The organism is Paenibacillus abyssi (assembly GCF_014640295.1).
Lineage (GTDB): Bacteria > Bacillota > Bacilli > Paenibacillales > Paenibacillaceae > Paenibacillus_D > Paenibacillus_D abyssi.
In genome coordinates, this window is the sequence record NZ_BMGR01000001.1 from 420,779 (window position 1) to 438,401 (window position 17,623).

Annotated in this window: 18 protein-coding genes, 2 pseudogenes and 1 riboswitch; of the genes and pseudogenes, 4 read left to right on the plus strand and 16 right to left on the minus strand. The window is 41.1% G+C overall.

All coding sequences use genetic code 11. The annotated features are described in order from the left end of the window. Position 1: 1 nt before the first annotated feature. From IEW11_RS02310 to IEW11_RS02320, 3 genes are all read right to left on the minus strand, one after another. The gene (locus IEW11_RS02310; RefSeq protein ID WP_188528788.1) at positions 2–799 is read right to left on the minus strand and encodes an ion transporter; all 798 of its coding nucleotides are present in this window, start codon (positions 797–799) and stop codon (positions 2–4) included. A 221-nt stretch (positions 800–1,020) separates the two neighbouring features. Next, a complete protein-coding gene (locus tag IEW11_RS02315; RefSeq protein WP_188528619.1) occupies positions 1,021–1,386 on the minus strand; it encodes a nuclear transport factor 2 family protein in 366 nt (121 codons plus the stop codon). Positions 1,387–1,570: 184 nt separating this feature from the next. After that, positions 1,571–2,422: an aldo/keto reductase gene (locus IEW11_RS02320; RefSeq protein WP_188528621.1), complete on the minus strand. Its 852-nt coding sequence runs from the start codon at positions 2,420–2,422 to the stop codon at positions 1,571–1,573. Between the two features lie 298 nt (positions 2,423–2,720). Between IEW11_RS02320 and IEW11_RS02325 the strand changes: the two genes are divergently transcribed. The 3 genes from IEW11_RS02325 (at position 2,721) to IEW11_RS02335 (ending at position 6,136) form a co-directional block, all read left to right on the plus strand. Then, positions 2,721–3,674, plus strand: a complete 954-nt coding sequence (locus tag IEW11_RS02325; protein ID WP_188528623.1) for an AraC family transcriptional regulator — start codon at positions 2,721–2,723, stop codon at positions 3,672–3,674. Between the two features lie 276 nt (positions 3,675–3,950). Beyond that, complete coding sequence (locus tag IEW11_RS02330; RefSeq protein ID WP_188528625.1) at positions 3,951–5,147, plus strand: sugar efflux transporter; 1,197 nt, start codon at positions 3,951–3,953, stop codon at positions 5,145–5,147. A gap of 779 nt (positions 5,148–5,926) precedes the next feature. Further along, the gene (locus tag IEW11_RS02335) at positions 5,927–6,136 is read left to right on the plus strand and encodes an S-layer homology domain-containing protein (protein ID WP_373289291.1); all 210 of its coding nucleotides are present in this window, start codon (positions 5,927–5,929) and stop codon (positions 6,134–6,136) included. 459 nt (positions 6,137–6,595) lie between these two features. Here IEW11_RS02335 and IEW11_RS02340 read toward each other — a convergent pair. From IEW11_RS02340 to IEW11_RS02400, 13 genes and pseudogenes are all read right to left on the minus strand, one after another. Then, positions 6,596–7,070, minus strand: a pseudogene (locus IEW11_RS02340) (GNAT family N-acetyltransferase). Positions 7,071–7,141: 71 nt separating this feature from the next. Continuing rightward, entirely contained in the window at positions 7,142–7,369 is a 228-nt protein-coding gene (locus tag IEW11_RS02345; protein ID WP_188528629.1) for a tetrahydrofolate dehydrogenase/cyclohydrolase catalytic domain-containing protein, read from the minus strand. Between the two features lie 49 nt (positions 7,370–7,418). Then, positions 7,419–7,498: riboswitch (ZMP/ZTP riboswitch) on the minus strand. Between the two features lie 144 nt (positions 7,499–7,642). After that, on the minus strand, positions 7,643–8,521 hold the full coding sequence (locus IEW11_RS02350; protein ID WP_188528631.1) for a PhzF family phenazine biosynthesis protein: 879 nt from the start codon (positions 8,519–8,521) through the stop codon (positions 7,643–7,645). Between the two features lie 162 nt (positions 8,522–8,683). Further along, positions 8,684–9,079: an HIT family protein gene (locus IEW11_RS02355; RefSeq protein WP_188528633.1), complete on the minus strand. Its 396-nt coding sequence runs from the start codon at positions 9,077–9,079 to the stop codon at positions 8,684–8,686. A 136-nt stretch (positions 9,080–9,215) separates the two neighbouring features. Beyond that, positions 9,216–10,079: an NAD-dependent epimerase/dehydratase family protein gene (locus IEW11_RS02360; RefSeq protein WP_188528635.1), complete on the minus strand. Its 864-nt coding sequence runs from the start codon at positions 10,077–10,079 to the stop codon at positions 9,216–9,218. 136 nt (positions 10,080–10,215) lie between these two features. Then, positions 10,216–10,875: an HAD family hydrolase gene (locus IEW11_RS02365; protein ID WP_188528637.1), complete on the minus strand. Its 660-nt coding sequence runs from the start codon at positions 10,873–10,875 to the stop codon at positions 10,216–10,218. Positions 10,876–11,243: 368 nt separating this feature from the next. Further along, the gene (locus IEW11_RS02370) at positions 11,244–11,426 is read right to left on the minus strand and encodes a Rossmann-fold NAD(P)-binding domain-containing protein (RefSeq protein WP_188528639.1); all 183 of its coding nucleotides are present in this window, start codon (positions 11,424–11,426) and stop codon (positions 11,244–11,246) included. Positions 11,427–11,937: 511 nt separating this feature from the next. After that, positions 11,938–12,525 (minus strand): hypothetical protein, encoded by a 588-nt coding sequence (locus tag IEW11_RS02375; protein ID WP_188528641.1) that lies wholly within the window; start codon positions 12,523–12,525, stop codon positions 11,938–11,940. A gap of 101 nt (positions 12,526–12,626) precedes the next feature. Further along, positions 12,627–12,959, minus strand: coding sequence for a DUF3024 domain-containing protein (locus tag IEW11_RS02380; RefSeq protein ID WP_444543999.1), 333 nt, complete (start codon positions 12,957–12,959; stop codon positions 12,627–12,629). A 151-nt stretch (positions 12,960–13,110) separates the two neighbouring features. Further along, positions 13,111–13,464 (minus strand): hypothetical protein, encoded by a 354-nt coding sequence (locus tag IEW11_RS02385; RefSeq protein WP_188528643.1) that lies wholly within the window; start codon positions 13,462–13,464, stop codon positions 13,111–13,113. A gap of 227 nt (positions 13,465–13,691) precedes the next feature. Beyond that, complete coding sequence (locus IEW11_RS02390) at positions 13,692–14,291, minus strand: DUF4085 family protein (protein WP_229724915.1); 600 nt, start codon at positions 14,289–14,291, stop codon at positions 13,692–13,694. A 487-nt stretch (positions 14,292–14,778) separates the two neighbouring features. Continuing rightward, positions 14,779–15,146, minus strand: a pseudogene (locus IEW11_RS02395) (hypothetical protein); the annotation flags it as partial. Between the two features lie 109 nt (positions 15,147–15,255). Continuing rightward, complete coding sequence (locus tag IEW11_RS02400) at positions 15,256–16,353, minus strand: L-dopachrome tautomerase-related protein (protein WP_188528645.1); 1,098 nt, start codon at positions 16,351–16,353, stop codon at positions 15,256–15,258. Between the two features lie 306 nt (positions 16,354–16,659). Between IEW11_RS02400 and IEW11_RS02405 the strand changes: the two genes are divergently transcribed. Then, positions 16,660–17,508, plus strand: coding sequence for an SDR family NAD(P)-dependent oxidoreductase (locus tag IEW11_RS02405; RefSeq protein WP_188528647.1), 849 nt, complete (start codon positions 16,660–16,662; stop codon positions 17,506–17,508). Positions 17,509–17,623: the final 115 nt, after the last annotated feature.

Here is a 17,623-nt window from a genome sequence, read left to right on the forward strand (position 1 = left end):
GCTAGTGATTACTTTTTTGATCTGCCATTTGTTTCATCATTTGCTTCAACTCCGCGATCTCCGAACGTAATGAAGCAAGCTGTTCGTCGGCAGAAAGTGTTTGTTCTTCATCGATGCTGCCGTTCGCTTTATCGAGATTTGTTACGATGACCCCTATAATCAAATTTAACACAATAAACGTACCGAATAAGATAAACAAAACGAAATAGATCCATGACCAAGGTGCTAGTTCGAGAAGAGGACGCATCACGCCACTGGCCCATGCCTCAAGTGTAATAATCTGAAAGAGAGTTAATAAGGTAGTATGAAGTGATCCGAAATATTCCGGCATTACCGTTCCGTAAAGCATAGTTCCTGTAACGGCAAAGATATAAAATAGAATAGATAGGAGCAGGGCGATGTTTCCTAGTGAAGGTAAAGTCATCAGCAAGGCGGTCACAATCCGTCTGAGCGATGGGAGAATAGAAATGGTCCTAAGTATCCGCAAAACCCTTAAAATACGAAGTACAGTAATAAAGGCAGTACCTACAAATAGATGACCACTGACAATGATGATAAAATCAAAAATATTCCAGCCGTTTTTGAAGAAGGAATACAATGGACGACTAGACAATAAGCGAAGCAGAATTTCAATTGTAAAAGCCCATAACAAAATACGATCCAGTCCTTGTATCCATGAAAAGTAAGCTTCAAATACAGCAGGATACGACTCAAACCCGACAAGGATTGCGTTAACAATAATGAGAAACATTACAACTCTTGTGAAAATAGGCCGATCAACGATATTACGCAAAATCACCAAAGCGAACTTCCTCCTATAAGATGGTTTCTAATACTGCGGCATTAAAATGTTATCATAACAATGCGAGAATTAGAAGTAAGAGGAAATGACGAATTGGTTAATGTAACGATTCAACTTTTTAAGCATTCACAACAATGATCAGGGTAGCTTTATTCTCCTGCGCTTTGCCGGTATGAAAGGGGTCTGTCTATGAAAGAGTTCGTATAATCAATATTACTTTATTGTGTTAACAGCCTTGTGAAAGACAATGATGCTAGTTTCCATTGTTCCTTTTGAAGCACATATACTTCTGTAACCACAAATGGATTCGTCACTTCATTTCCCCAAACAACAGCTACCAGACGTACCTTATTTAGAAGAATAGCAGTTGTGCCAATTAGCCGAACAGATGTTTCTTGAATTTCTACATTCTTATAAATAATAGAACCGGTTTTAATTACATCAATTTCCTCGTTTTTAGAAAATGCAGCGCCCATGTGGACGAATACGGCTTTTTCGTGAAAAAGATTACTTAAATGATCTAGTTGTTTCTCCATCATCCATTCCCATTTTCTCTTTGAAAGGTCAATAATTACTTGTTCCATATTGCTTCACTCCTTTTTGCTTGTGGCGATCCCAAGAAATTTCTTTTGTATAACGCATGCTAAGAGAAAAAGGGCAGATATCAATGCATCCGCCCCAATGAGTCAAATGTAGTTTATCGCTATCAAGCGACGCCGTAACTCACACCGGGAACTGCTTTTATTGATAATTGATAGTTCGGAGCAATTAGATTTCGAGTTTTCGAGTACCAAGCCATTTCACCATTTCCGGATCGCGATGAGAAAAGAATAGGCTTTGTTTTGTATCTAATGCGGCAATTGACTCCATGTCCTGTTGGCTTAATTGAAAATCAAAGATGTTGAAGTTTTCAATAATTCTTTCTTTACGAACCGATTTTGGAATCACAATGATTTCTCTTTGTGTTAACCAGCGCAGAACCACCTGAGCAACTAATTTGTTATATTTTTCAGCTATGGATACTAATTGCTCATTCTGAAACAAGTTATTTTTCCCTTCAGCAAAAGGTGCCCAGGATTCAATCTGTACATTGTTCTCTTTCATGAATTTGGAATTTTCGATTTGCTGGTTGAATGGGTGCGTTTCAACCTGGTTTACAGCAGGAACGATTTCATTATGAACAATTAAATCGATCAGGCGATCCTCATGGAAGTTACTAACGCCGATTGCACGGATCTTTCCTTCACGATACAATTCTTCCATAGCGCGCCAGGATCCGTACACATCGCCATATGGCTGATGAATTAAGTACAAATCCAAATAATCCAATTGCAATCTTTCCAAAGATTTTTCAAATGCTTTTTTGGTGCGCTCATAACCGGTATCCTGAACCCAAAGCTTTGTGGTAATAAATAATTCTTCTCTTGCCACGCTACTACGCTTGATCGCTCTACCGACTGCTTCTTCATTCATATAGGAAGCTGCTGTATCAATAAGCCTATAGCCTGCCGAAATGGCGTCGTAAACGCTTTGTTCACATTCATTTGGATCAGCCATCTGAAAAACACCAAAACCGATAATTGGCATTTCAACGCCATTGTTCAACTTTACTTTTTGCATTTTCAATCCTCCAGTAGAATTTTAGCTTGGTAATCTTACAGCTCAAATTCGATTATTTAGTTTTGCATTTTTATGGGAATTATTCAAAATTGATTTCTTCCTCCTTTAAAAGCAAATTAGTATACTCAAAAACGCCGATGATTTAACGTTACGAATTAGCTCGTGATACTATTATGCGTGCGTGGACAAAAAACGGATATTCAATTCGTCTCAAATGATTGCCTAATCCTCTCAATACCATTTCTTATTTGCATACTAATGGCGTATAATAAAACAAATAAAACATTAAGGAGGGCTTATGTTCGAAGAAACAAAATCACGTCAGGATAAGCTTACAAGTCTGATTAGCCGTCATTGTAAACAAGCAGGAGTAATGCAGACAGAGATCCCATCCTTGTTCTTAATTCGTTCAGATAAGTCGGATGAAAGAGCATATCGAGTATTCAGTCCCTCTTTTTGTTTTGTTGCCCAAGGGTTGAAAGAAATCTTATTAGCTGATGAGCGTCTAGAATATGGCCCCTCAAATTACTTAATCACCTCCATGAACCTTCCAGTCATCGGGCAAGTTATTAAGGCTTCACCTGATGTTCCATATTTGAGCTTGAAACTTGAATTAACTCAGAATGAAATATTAGAGGTATTGAAAGAGGCTCAATTAAACCCCCGTCCGACGGACAATGGTTCACGTGCTATGGTTGTCGGTCAAATCGAATCAACGATTTTGGATGCTGTCCTTCGTTTGGTTCAATTGCTCGACTCTCCTCAAGATATTCCGTATCTTGCTCCAATTCATAAGAAAGAGATCATTTACAGACTTATGCAAGGGCAATATGGTTCGACTCTGGCACAAATTGCAATCGAAGGAAGCAACACCTATCGCATCAGGGAAGCAATCGATCAAATTATCCAACAATATGATCAGCCTTTGAAAATTGAAGAACTTGCTGATGTTGCGAGTATGAGCGTCTCTTCGTTCCATCGACATTTTAAAGAAATCACAGCTATGAGCCCACTTCAATTTCAAAAACAGTTGCGGCTGCAAGAAGCCAGGAGTCTATTATTAAGGGAGTCGGCGGATGCTACCGAAGTTGCGTTTCGGGTTGGCTATGAAAGTGCATCCCAGTTTAGTCGCGAATATTCTCGAATGTTTGGTTTTCCTCCTAAGACGGACATAAAGCGACTCAAGGAAACCTATGAGCAAAAAGCGGAAAATGCAGATCAAAACCTGGTTGGGGTATCCAATTTGAATTAATAGCATTCGTTTGAAAACCAAATGTAAGAAATAAGGAAAGGCAGCTGTTCTCAACCCAGCTGCCTTTTTTGTTGTACATCACTTTTGAACTGTCTATTGAGTAAGCCATTAGAGAGAATTAGGCAATCATTTGAGACAATCGAGATAACGGTCCGCCAATCGGCTCATGCATAATGAGGATACACTACTTCACTTCAGCTATCGGTTCGTCAGAAGAGTGGGGCCTAATACTAAGGAAGAGAACAGTGCCATCAATATGATACGAAGGAGGCTAAAGTGTACATACGTCTAAAAAAAATATTAGCTATTGAGGGATATCGTCTATTTGTCATCTGTGTGTTAATGGTCGGCATAGGAATTTCAATTACTTTGCCTTATCTAGCTCTTTATTGTATAGAGGATTTGGGAATGAGCGCAGGTGCCTTTGGCTTGTTCACAGCCGTAAGTTCATTATGTGGCGTGATGTCCAACACGTATATTGGTAAACATTCGGATCGTAAATGGGACCGTAAACTAATTATTATTGTAGCCACGATTTCATCAGCTTTAGCTTATTCTTCCTATGTCGTATTTGATAACTATTTCGCTTTGCTTGTTATCGTTAGTTTTTTTAGTGGTTTGGGGGCTGCCGCCATGCCTCAAATTTACGCCTATGCTCAGGAATCAGCTAATGAAAGCAACTCCGATGACAAGACGTTTGCGATGTCTACATTGCGCACGCTTGTTTCGCTCGGGTTCCTGATCGGCCCTTTAGTGGGTACCATTATTTTAGGAGTTGTTGGCTATAGAGGACTCTTTTTGGGAACCTCTGCCATTTTTCTGGCCATTTCATCTCTTGTACTCCTATATCTGCCTAGTAGAAAAACAGTTCAAAAGAAAAGATCTGGTACCGCAGATAAATCTTCACTAAGCCGTAAACAAATTTGGTATCCGTTGATAGCCTTCATCTTTCTGTTTGCGGTCAATGCCATAAACGGGATCATCACGCCACTGTTTATTGTAAAAGAGCTTCATGGTACACATACAGATATAGGTTTGGTTGTGAGTATTTGTGCTGGGTTGGAGATTCCAATTATGTTTGCGCTAGGCGCCATGGGGAGAAGGTTATCCAATCACTTCTTAATGATTAGCGCCTGCTTTATTGCGATTATCTACAATATTATACTCAGTGTTTCTACAGATACCTGGCAACTTATCGCAGCACAGCTTCTGCAGGCCGTGGTCGTTGCAATAGTTATGGGTAACGGATTAAGCTATTTCACGGAGTTGCTTCCAAACTCACCGGGGATGTCCTCGACGATTTATTACAATGGGTCCATTATTGGAAGGTTATTAGGAAGCTTAGGTGGCGGTATTATTGCTCAGTTTGCAGGGTTACGTGACGTTTATTGGGTATGTATGGCAATTGCATGTATCTCTTTCTTTATTTTATGGCGTATTAGACCTCAGAAAAGTATTGAGGCTGCCACTTGAAAGTGATTGGTCAGAAATCATACATCACTCAGAAACTGATCAAATTCAAAAGTCCAAAAATGACCAAACTATGGAGGCTGAAGACCCACCTTAACTAATAGTATGGTGGCTTTGTTGTTGAGTCATATTATTAAATTCGAAAGGGGGAATACTGTCCTCTGATACAATTAGGCTAAATTTCATACATAATAAAGTTAGCCGGTCTTCCGCTGAAGTATCGGGATAATATGCGGATCGACAAGAAACGCAAAGGGTAGTGGGAGGGTGGTGGATTGAATCGAAATATGTTTATCAAGTTAGTCATTGATGTCACGATGACCGTACTACTGTTAGCGGCCTTGGCTTACCAAATTACAGGTATTCTAGTCCATGAGATGGTATAAAACAATTCTGAAGGGACCCTACAATAGTCGTAGTATACTTAACATAACGGTCAATCTGCTATTTTTCGTATCTATGGCTGCAGTGATGAGCATGCAATTCAAAAATTCAGTCTATATAGAAAAGAAAGTAACTGAAATCGATACTGTGCTTCCTTATCATACTTATGTGAATATAGAAACGGTCCGGGGGAGAGCGGCAGCAAAGCGCTTATGACTTTCGCATTTGAAGCGATAGATGCAAGGGAAGCCACTTTCTTGTTAAAGAGCGTCAATTGGTAGATTCTTAGGTCAGCTGCGATTAGCCCGAATTCATCAACCTCTCGAGCAGAGCTTGCCGCGAGCTCGTAAGAGCAATCCAATTGGAGCAAAAGGTTGGGCTCGTTCTGTCGTTTAAAGATGCGGATCAGCTTCCCGAGTGGGGTAAAACCATTTATTGCGGAAGCTTCGCTTGCAAGAATTATACAAGGATATCCGGATGGAACATTCCGGGCGGAGAACACCATTACGCGTTCGGAAATGACCGTGATGTTGGTTAGGGCCGCTAAATTACTTGTCGCTGAAGGTTCGCTATCGGCTAGCGGTAAGATCACTGTTTGCAAACGGTGATCTTTTTATTTCTAATAACAATAACAAATTCGCCGATGCTGAGCTTATTCCAGACTGGGCAGCGGGGCGATCGACGCGGCTTAAATAGCTGGAATCGTTCAAGGGGAAAGAAAACGAAAACGGTAAATTTGATCCTGCTAATTTAGTTTCTATATTACTTATTCACAAAACCCGTATTTTATACATATGTCAATAAATCAACTCTATCCTTAGAACTATCTGCATTGATGCCAACCAGAAGAACTACAATAAATATTATTAGCAGCAGCGTTTGCATTTTATATTCCTCGCTATATTTTTCCTAATATTACGTCATATCGCCTCAGAAGTTTCTCATGGTTCATTGACGTAAACTGCCCTTTAGCATAACGAGGCGCTCTTCTTTTTGCAAAGATCGTAATTAACGCCCTACAGGAATGCTATCGTCTCCCGTTAGCTTAATCAGCGGTAATCATTTGGTCATAATTTCTTCGGGACACCTGAATAAATAAAATGAGTCTTAATGAAGATAAATGACTCTTTGTTATTTCCGAATCCAATCTTTTCAGCGACTCTAATAGAAGTATTTCTAGGGTCTACAATACTTACTAGCTTTACAAGCCAATGCTGCCTCCGTAGCAAATCCCTTCGACCAAAAACGTTTATTGGTATGGTACCCAACCTCAACTTCAATGCGTCCATCTATTGTTTGTTTAACAAGACCGTAATCACCAATTAATTGGCCTGTTTCTTTCAAACAAACAGCCCATAATCCAAATCCGTCACTCTTGTATCTGCTTTGATTTCTTTCAATCCAGTCATAAGTTTTTGACATGCTGAATGGTGCGGGATAGTATCGCATGGTTTCCTCTTCTGAAAAAATTGAATGCAGAGCAGAGAAATCCTCGTCTTTGTACTGTCTTAAAAATAACCTTGTCGTTTCAAAAACAATAATCTTATTCACCAACCTTCGTTGAACTCAAGTATCATCCACATTATACGGTGTTTAAGATTACTGCCCGAAGCTCAATCGTGCGCTCTTGTTAATAGTTCGAGTTCCTTTTTTGTATCAGGATGTACAATTATTCCCTTCATACGTACATATGTCTTTGATGAAGGATTTTCACCAACTAATATAGTTGCTAGGCAAGGCACAATCCCCTTCCTAGAAAGCTTGGTTACTCGATCCATTAACTTTCCCTTAATACTGTCAGCCACTTGATTTCCATCAAGAAATAATTTTTCCGCATTCATTCTTATCAGCCCTTTCTAAAGCATAAAGAGGTAGGGGATCGAAATCCCTTACCTCTGCCCAGGCGTACGGCTGTATAAATATGTGCTCCCTCGTGGTACTCCACGTTTACGCCAGTCGCGCATACCAAATATTCACTTCATTATAGTCTGAATATTCATACTTAGGCAAGCGATTATTGCGTTAAGCTTGCCGTTAATGACAGAAGGAATTAGTTACGACGATAGTAAACTGCTCCTGGATCGCTGAACCAAGGGTTCCCGTAAGTATACTGATTATATGGATACCTCGAATTCATTTACATAAATAGCGTTGCCAGTAACTTTTATCTCATTACCGTTTTCGGTTACCGACACTCTGATCCTGCCATCCCGACCTATCTCATGTCCTTGTTCAATTAGGAGATTCAATGAAGGAGCCTGTTTGTCTATGTATCTGGCGTAATAAGCACCCATTACTCCCGATGCAGTTCCAGTGGCTGGATCCTCAATGGTACCAGAAAACGGAGAAGAAAAATGACGCGCGTGCATATGCGCATTCGGATCATAAGTTTCCAGACAAAATGGGTGGATAGATGATCTGGGCATTTCCTTCAGCACATTTGGAAAAACTTTATTATCGGGTTGCATACGTTTGAATGCAGCCAGGCTCTTGATGGGAACCAACAGTGTCCACGTACCCGTGCTGCCGTACAACGTTGGCAAATGGGTTTCAATTTCACTTTCTTCGATGCCCATCGCGTGAGACAGTTCTTTAATAGAACCATTAAATTCATGAAACTGGGGAACAGCTTGTGTCATGGTGATGAAGAGTCCGTCGTGTGAAGTAAATTTAATCGGCAAAACACCTGCTTTTGTTTCAATCTTCAGATCGGGTTTAGCGCCAAGTAACCCCTTAGTTTTTAAAGCGTATAGAGTGGCCATGGTGGCGTGGCCACAAAGATTGATTTCATGCCCTGGCGTAAAGAAGCGGATTTTGATATCTGCCTTATCGGATCTCAAAGGAAACGCCGTTTCATTAAACCCGACTTTCTCCGCCACTTCCTGCATTTGATCCTCTGAGAGAGTTTCGCCATCGAAGACGACTCCTGCTGGATTTCCCATATTCGGAATATTGCTGAAGGCATCGTAGTGATAAACCATAATTTTCTTCAACCGCGCACCGCCCATTCTGTTTTACCTGTTATCTTACCAATTTGGAGTTGCGTAGTAATGAAATCTCTTGAAGATATCTGCCCGTGACTTCAATGATGACCACGGAGTAGTGCGCCGCGGCGATCTACTCCCTGGTCATTTCACTATGGTGTCCCGTTAGCTTCATACATTTCGTTTGTTTTCTTCCGATCCAATAAAACTTCTCAGATCTTTGCCAGTTAAAGGCTCATCTTCAAAACGAGGTATAACATGCAAATGTGAATGGAATAAATGTTGTCCTGCTGCCTTATTCGTATTCCACGCAAGATTGTAACCTTGAGGATAATGCAACTCATCTAGATGTCTCTTTACTTCTTGTAACAATGAATATGTACTCAGCCATTCTTCTTCGGTTAGTTCAAAAACATTTTCTCGATGCTTTATTGGGACAATGACTCCAGAACCGATTAGAACCTCTTGCGGCATTTGGAAGAATATGCAGTGATTATTCCGTAGGATTTGCTTTTGGCGTTTCTCTATTTCTTGATTGCAAAAAACGCATTTGTCGTTGTATGACAATTGAATCCCCCTTAGTGATGAGTTCGATCATTATTTTTTCGACAGTTTTCCAACATTATCCTGCCGTTAGTTGAGAAAACAAAAACGGTTGCCACAGCAACCGTTACTGCACTATCGTTCTTCGTTAGCGTAATCTTTACTTTACATTGACCGCTTCATTCACCAATTCGCGAATCACTGCCTTCGTTGATCTAAATGTAAAGCCAGTTGAGGTGGCCAACTCATTGGAGATTTTCAATGTCTGTTCAACACAATATGGGGACTTCTCTTTAATATCGAATATCGGTGAGATATTGAGCACCCTTCCAATTTCCAGCGCTAACTCCTCAGTGTTATAATAGCCCGAGTTGTTGGCATTGATTGGGCCTATGTAGTCTGTTTTCGTTCCAATGTGAAGAAGGAAATCGGCAATTTCATTGGCAGAAATAAAGCTTATCGTTGAAGACCCTAAAGTACCAATGGGCTCTCCTTTTAGTATTTTAGCTATATAAAAAGCAAATCTTTTATCATCACTACTGATAACTGCTGGAGGACGCACAGATATTACTTGAAAGGGTGCATTCTGATACAAGTAAGCTTCAGCCTGTCGTTTTCCTTCTTTGTAATTGTAAGAAGCGAGTGTTAGATCTGTGGTAAATACTATGGGATCAAAATCAGTCTCTCTTAGAAGTTCTGGAGTTCCATCATAGACTGCCATGGAGGATGTTAATACAAAACGTTTCACACGGTCCGAAAACACCTCGACTGCTATCTTGGCCTCCACGGGGTTAAAACAAATTTGATCGTAAACAACATCAAAATCATCACTACCCAAAGTTCTTTCTAACGAATTGAGGTCAGTTCTATCGATAACTAACTGCCTAGTCTTAGAAGAGATCTCCTCATCGATCTTGGTCAATCCCCTAGTGGCAATCGTCACATCGGTATCATGTTGATTTATTAATTTTCGAACTAACTTTTTTCCAAAAAAACTACTACCCCCGAGAACAAGTATTTTCATAAGCATTCCTTCCAGTCATCATTTTTGTAGTAAAGGGTAAATTTATCTAATAATTTCCTTATTTCAGCATTACTGCCTGTTAGCTGAGAAAAGGCCGCCGTGCTGCGTTCTTGTGCTGGTTCAACTAACGTCTCCGTTAGTTCAGTATGTATTGGATTAACTCCCCTAAATCATCAATAATTATTTCTGCGTCAACTCCAGAAGAAACCGCATCGTTTTGTTTCAATGCGGCTTTCATACCTACTGCTTGACTCGCTCTTATATCATTTTCAGGATGGTCTCCTACGAATAAAGCTTCCTTTGGTTCGACTCCGAGTTTAGATAATACTCTCATAAAAATGGCTGGGTCAGGCTTTCGCAATCCCTCCCATTCCGAAATAAGAACCTCATTGAATAAATGGGCAATACCCAATGCTTTAAAATTATCATATTGGAACTGTCCAAAACCGTTAGAGACGAGTGCCAACTTTAATCCGTTGTTTTTTAGCTGGGTAAGCATATTCAGCAAATTGGGAAAGCCGACACAATGCCTTTGAAAACCACTCAAATAATCATTTAGAAGTTCGTTCCATTCTATTCCCTGAATAGAGAACTCAGCTATGAGCTGCTGATAAACTTTATCTTTCCAAACATATCCATTATTATCAAGTTGAATGAAACGCTGCATAAAAAAATCCCTTTCAATAGTTTGAAATTGTGGATATCGGTTGTGCTGGTCACGAACAAATAGCATAAGAGAGGTATCACGGTCCAATAACGTACCGTCTAAATCAAAAAGCACCGCTTTAATTCCCAAAGCACCCAGCCTCCTCAATAAGCCTTAAGTATATGTTTGAAACAATTATACTCTGCATATTTCATTGAAAACATCTGCGCTTTAGTTCAATGATACCTTTTTAATCCAAATAAGGGGAGGACATTTTTGTCCTCCCCCGATAGTTATTGAGCTATATCAAAGTGATCTTGCGATAAATCAATGTGGTAGTGGTAAGGATCAAATTTCTGCTCAGTAAGAACCTCTAACGAACCATCGTATACTGCCATAGAAGATATGAAGATGTAGCGTTTAACACGACCTGAAAATAAATCAACTGCCATTTTTGCATCTATGGGATTAAAACAAATCTGATCAAAAATCACATCAAAACTTTCAGTTCCAAATGCTTAATGCATTTGGTCTGGTTCTGTTCTGTCAATTACCAGATGTCTAGCTTTTGATGCTATTTCACGTTCAATCGATTTATTTCCGCCAGTTGCTATTGTAACATCATGAATACCTTTAGTAATTAACTTTTGAACGAGCATTTTGCCAAAGAAAATGCTGCCCCCAAGTACAAGTATTTTCATCAGGTTTCTCCTAATTCATTATAATGAATTCATCAGTGAGATATTGGCGGAGTGTTTCAAACTATCCTGCCAGTTAGCTTAACCCTTATTTTACCACACCTCCACCCTTGTGACGTTTCATTATTTAGCTTGTGGGTTCCAGCACATCAAATCAGGATTATGATAGTTCCACTTTGTCTTTCGCTTATTCCAAGTTACCAGTCTTGGGATTGGGATCACGTTCTTGTCAAGAACGTGATCCTATTAAAAAAAAGCCGCGATTAATGCGGCTTTAAAGGTTCGACCTCACTCAAATATGTAATGCTTCCTTCCGGTTGCAATATATTAGGCCGAATTTCGGGACATCAAGATATACTGTATACTGAATAATGGGATGACAATTTATATCGTTTATTGTTTGTGGCAAACACAACATGATCATGTCCCTCTCCGGAAAACAATACAACTTCTTGTCTTTGGAAAAGACAAGAAGTTGTATTGATAAAACAAAAAAACCGCGATACGCGCGGTTTTATTTCGATATATGTTCTTGTCCTCTTACAATTCCCCACCCATACAATACTGGTTTATTTTTTTTGTCTTGACTCTCCACTTTGTTTTCGTCAAAATGAAGTTGCAATAAAGTAACTAATGTCCAAAAAGAATTTTCATTTTGGGTTAAATTTAATGACTCGCTTTTATTATTCCATTTAACAATAACCAAAGTTTTTTCATTGATGTTTCCGACAATACCTTGTATTAAATCGCGGTCAAATTCAACCTGAAAATAAGCTCTATCTACTTTATCGAAATTTAATGTATCCGCCGTAATACTTCCATTTGTTGTCCCGTATGAAAATACAATTTGTTTTGACGTGGCTAATTCAGGTAAGCTACCTTTATAGAAAAAATGTAACGTCACCTTTTCCTTTACTGCTTGAGATGAATCTGATTTATATTTAGCTATCCAATTTTCGCCTTCTCCATAAAAAATAATTTCCGCTTTGTGGTTGTTGTTACCTGAACAGCCAGAACTACATGTAATAATAGCTATCAGACTCACAAAACCGGAAATTATCAAAATTACAAATACCTTGAATTGGATTCTTGAATTGTTCATAAAACCATAACTCCATCCTTGTCAGGTCCCGCAGCGCAAACGCGGTGTTATCTGAAGTCATTGTTTTCTTGAACCACTTTCAACGTTCTTCTTTCTAGTCCCTATCCCCAGAACATTTCTCTTTCGTCTTTGTCTACTACCGATAACTGTTTTTCAAAATCTTCATCAGGCTCAATATCGTCAACAAAGTGCCATTTATTCTTACTATCTTGCCAATATACTTTCCACTTATTCTGGTCTAACCGGAACTGGGCAATATTTAATTGAACCCACTGATCGCTTTTAAAAGCAGGTCTCTCCTCTATTAATGTCACGTTGTTACCTCTAATGCTGTATGACAATTTAAGCTTATCTCTTATGTGTTTCGGAATTCTCGTTTCAACGTAATCTTCCATGATTTTTATTATTCTCTTTTTTGTGAATGGATCTAGCACACTATCACCTCAGATGTATTGAGTTTATCTATATGGAATGATTTCAGGTAACGTTTCCGTGTACACGGCGTCCCACCGAATTGAGCGAATGTAGTTTCATTTCCTTCAAGATGCGTTAAATATCTGTTCATGTCATGGATCTCGCCTCCAATCATCGAGTATTTCTCTTCTTTCCTGGCCACTCTTCGGTTATTAGAAGAATTAAATATACCCCTAAAAGAATTAACGTCATAAATATAGATTGATCAAACGCTGCTTTAAAAAGTTCATGTGTCCATCCATCTTCACCAATGATTAAATAAGCTAAGCTATTTCTAATTCCAATTCCGTCATTTAAAACAGGATTTTGATTTTGGAATACATTCTCCAATAAGCAGATGCTTACTACAACGTTAAGAATGATCAACATTAATACCGCCCGTGAAAAGGGATGAGATAATCTGCTGTATTTCAAAAGTAATCCAATAATTACAGTAATAACAATTGAACCAATATAAAATGTCATTATTTCTCTCCCGTTTTCAGTATATTCTCTCCGATGCCGCTCAATCCACTTCCTTTCGACGAACCAAGGATTGGCCTCAGCCGATCCGCAGGGTTCTTAAAACGTAATCCTAGGGTTTATTGTATCTTGCAAAATACCAGCCGGAAAAGAGGGCGCATCGAACATCTATAGCGGTCACCCATTCTCTCAATTTCATTCCTTTGTTGAGCTGCTCATACATGTTTTCTTCATTCATGTTCTATAATAATGTCTGCGCAACGAATAATAAGTTCAGGCATTCCCGCACCTGAAAACAGGATATGGGCTTCATAGCCTTCATCCGTACAATACAGTTCTTCATAAATCCAGTGACTGCCCACAATATGCTCATCTTGCCAGATAATTTCAACTGTATCAAATGTGATCTTATTGAAATTAGTGAACCCGCCCTCTGTGTCCATTCGCATGATAATCTGCTTGCCGGTAGTCAGTTCCATTACTCTGCAATCGTGAAAACCGAAATGGTTGCGAATATGTTCTGGAATGTTCTCCGCTTGTTGAGCCTGCCTATACTCTTCTAAGATCAGCATCATGAGCTTTTCATTTTCTATACTCAGTTGTCTCAACTCGTGCAATACTTCTTTTGTACAATAGCCTAGTGAAAATACCCGCATATCTGCAATGCGGGAAGACAACTCGTCCGGCAGTTGATGAGCCGCTTCCTTACATCGACGCCCGTGATTGATGCTGAACTCTTCCTTACACTTCACCTCGTCAAAAGGAGGCCGGACATCATAAGTCGCAATTAATTGCTGTATATGGGAAATTTGTTCGGATGACATATCCATTTATCAAGAGGCACATAATGCGCGCCGTCCTGTTCAAGCATAAACCGAGGATCAACATCGTAAACCTCGCGCTGCATTTTTACAAATTCCCTTTCCTTTCTTCTATAGAGCCGCAAATAGAGTGCTTCGTCACGTACATATGCTCCTTTATGCGCCCTCATGCCAAAATGAAGCCCTGTCCGCTGGCAGCATAAATCGTACCATCTTTTGTCAAATATTTCACGCAGCCCCACCTCTATGCCTTTAGTCGATCCAGCAGCACGTCCTGACAGTAGACACGAACAACATTCACCTTCCGAATGTATTTTCATGCTTGACCACGAACGTTTCTCGCTTTTCCTGATCCTCAAATTCAACCTTTTGTTTTGCGTTAGATCTACTTCTGATCTGTTGAATGTTAAGTCTAGCACCACTATTGAACATTATGTATACGTATGTTCTTAAATTAAAACCGGCGGCATTCCTGGACTGTGGATTGCCGCTGGTTTTATGCCAGATGCTCCTCAAGACGATCCATGGTCTGTTTGGCACCTGGGATGGCAGGCAGGCCCTCGAACACCACCTGGCCGCCCTTGCTGCCCCCGTCCGGCCCCATATCGATGATCCAATCCGCTTGGCTGATCACATCGAGGTTATGCTCGGTGACGTGTATTGCCGGCATTTATGGGCGGTTCATGATGTCCGGCAGTTGGCCGATATCTGACGACATATGCAGGCCGGTCATCTGCTCGTCCATCATCTAGATGCTGCCCTTCTTATGCTGCTGCCGCTTGCCAGCCTGATGTCCTTGAACCGTCTGCCTCCGCATCCTTCGCATGGCAGCTTCACGCTGTCGAGGAATGCGAGGCCTGTATACGATAGGGGATTGTTTTCTTTAAAAGCCCAAACTTCCCCTTCCCCGCTTCTGATAAACTGCCTATCGCAATAATACCACTGATCTACAAATTAGATGATTAATGTTTTTCTATTCGAATGTAGGAGCAGGTAATTCATCAATTTTCATACGAAGCAAACAATAAGGTTTTTGTCGCAGGTCTACTCCATAATGAAATCTCGCCTGCCGATGTAATTGGTTCACAATGACATATAAGTATTGATCCGGACCAATCGAAAACGTATCCGGCCATAAAATTCTCGGATCATGTGCGATAGTTTCCATTATGCCATTCGGCAATATCTTTCGGATACTGTTGTTTTCATAATCTCCAGCATAAACGTTTCCTTGTGCATCGGTGATCATTCCATCAGACGCGCCTTTTTCTCCCCAATACTTCACATAATAACGTAGATTCATATCCGGTATCGTTCTGTCTCTTAGGGCTTCTGTTGAGATCGAGTACAGTTGACGACTGGTTAGTGGACAAAAAAACAAAGTCTTTCCATCAGGGGAAATCGCTATACCATCAGAGGCCAGCCTGAAGGGCGAAGTTGAGCCGTCCTTGTTGCGATTCATCAAAATTCTACCTTCTACCTTCGGTAAAAAATAGGGATCCGGTGAGGTTGAATTTGCTCCATTTAACCGCCTAAACGCATTTCCATTTTCTAAATCTACGACAATAATAGCTCCTGGTCCACTAGAAGAAGAATCCGTGATATATGCATAGCCTGCTTTGCCGACACGAAAATCAAATCGGACATCATTCAAGTAAGTTGTTGGCAGCACTACATCTTCTCTAAACGTATATACTTTGCTGATCGTATTTGTTTTTAAATCTACAGCGACTAATTTTGCTCCCCCTATTATAGGTTCAGAAAAATTTGGTGCTGCTGTATCCAATACCCAAAGTGTTCCCCTTCCATCAGCAACGACACTTTGCACACTGATGAAAGACATTGCGATATTCCATGGGTTTACCAAGTTAGTTTCAAGATTAGGATAAGGCTGTAATGTATCCCCGACAATTTCAGCCACCGTAAATTTAACGTCGTCTCCCCATTTCGGAAAACAAACGAAAATTCGCCCGGTTTCCGAAACAGTAACGCCTGTAGGCATAGCCCCGTAAAATAAAAAAACCGGTTCAAACTGACCGAAATATTGTTCCATAGGTAACCTAAGCATCATGATATCCTCCTCAACAAATTCGAACGGATATCACCTATATATGATCAAAATTTGTTCAAGTGCCTGGTTTTTGAAGATTTTTTTCTAACCTGTTAGTTTATTGCCTTTGCCGAACGTTTCCCATAACGAATCCCGTGCCGCATTTACATATTTCAGTTTCTTGATAGGATCACGCGTCTCTGTAAGCTCCCGGAATCGCTCAGGCAGCTCTGTCAACCTATTTCCAGTAAACGCTTGCTCAGATTACGGCTGCACGTTATGTTATTCTAGTAGTGCATACCATTTTTCGGAAAGGGGAACTGAACAATGCCGCACGAACTTAACGGCCGGGTTGCCGTCATTACCGGAGCAACGCGGGGTATTGGCAAAAACATGGCACTGCTTTTTGCCCGGGAGGGCTATACGGTGGTCGGAACCGGCCGCGACGAAGGTAAGCTCCGAGAGTTGGAACAGGAGCTTAAGGGCGTCTCACCATCGAGCATCGCGATTCCTCTCGACGTCAGAAACCTTGACGACGCCAAGCGGACCGCCGCTCGGGTGGTCGAGGAGTTTGGACGCATCGACGTCTGGATTAACAACGCCGGCGTATTCTTCGCCATTGGTCCGACCTGGGAGGTCGAACCGTCGGATTGGGTCGGCGACGTGACAACCAACCTGATGGGTACGTTCAATTGTGTTCATGCGGCGATCCCGCATATGCTGAAGCGGGGCGAAGGCCGAATCATCAACCTCGTCGGCGGCGGCACGCTCGGCGAGTTCAATTATGGCAACGCCTACGGTACGTCCAAGACCGCCATCGCCCGCTTCACGGAAAATCTTGCGTCCGAGCTTGCAGGCACCGGCCTTCGGTCCTTTGCGCTTGATCCGGGCCTTAACGACACCGATATGACGCGATATCAGCGGGAAACGCCGACGGGAAAAAAATACCTGGACAAAATCGAGCAGCTATTCGAGGAACATGTCGACGTACCGCCAAGCTGGGCGCCGGAATCGGCCCTGCAGCTGGCCTCGGGTGCGCTTGACGCGTACAACGGGCGTATCGTATCGACGTACGACGATGCAGATAAGCTTGCTGCCGCATCTAGTACTATTGCGGACACGGAGCATTACACGCTCCGTATGACCCGTCTCGACGGCATGTCACGCACCCTGTAAACATGAATTCGTTCCGCCAGGGCGGCTGCGGCCACGCTCCTCTCCGCCCCACCCACCGGGTCTAGTCGCGTTTTCATTCGTTTTCCCTGGTTATCCCCTTGAAATTCAGCGGATT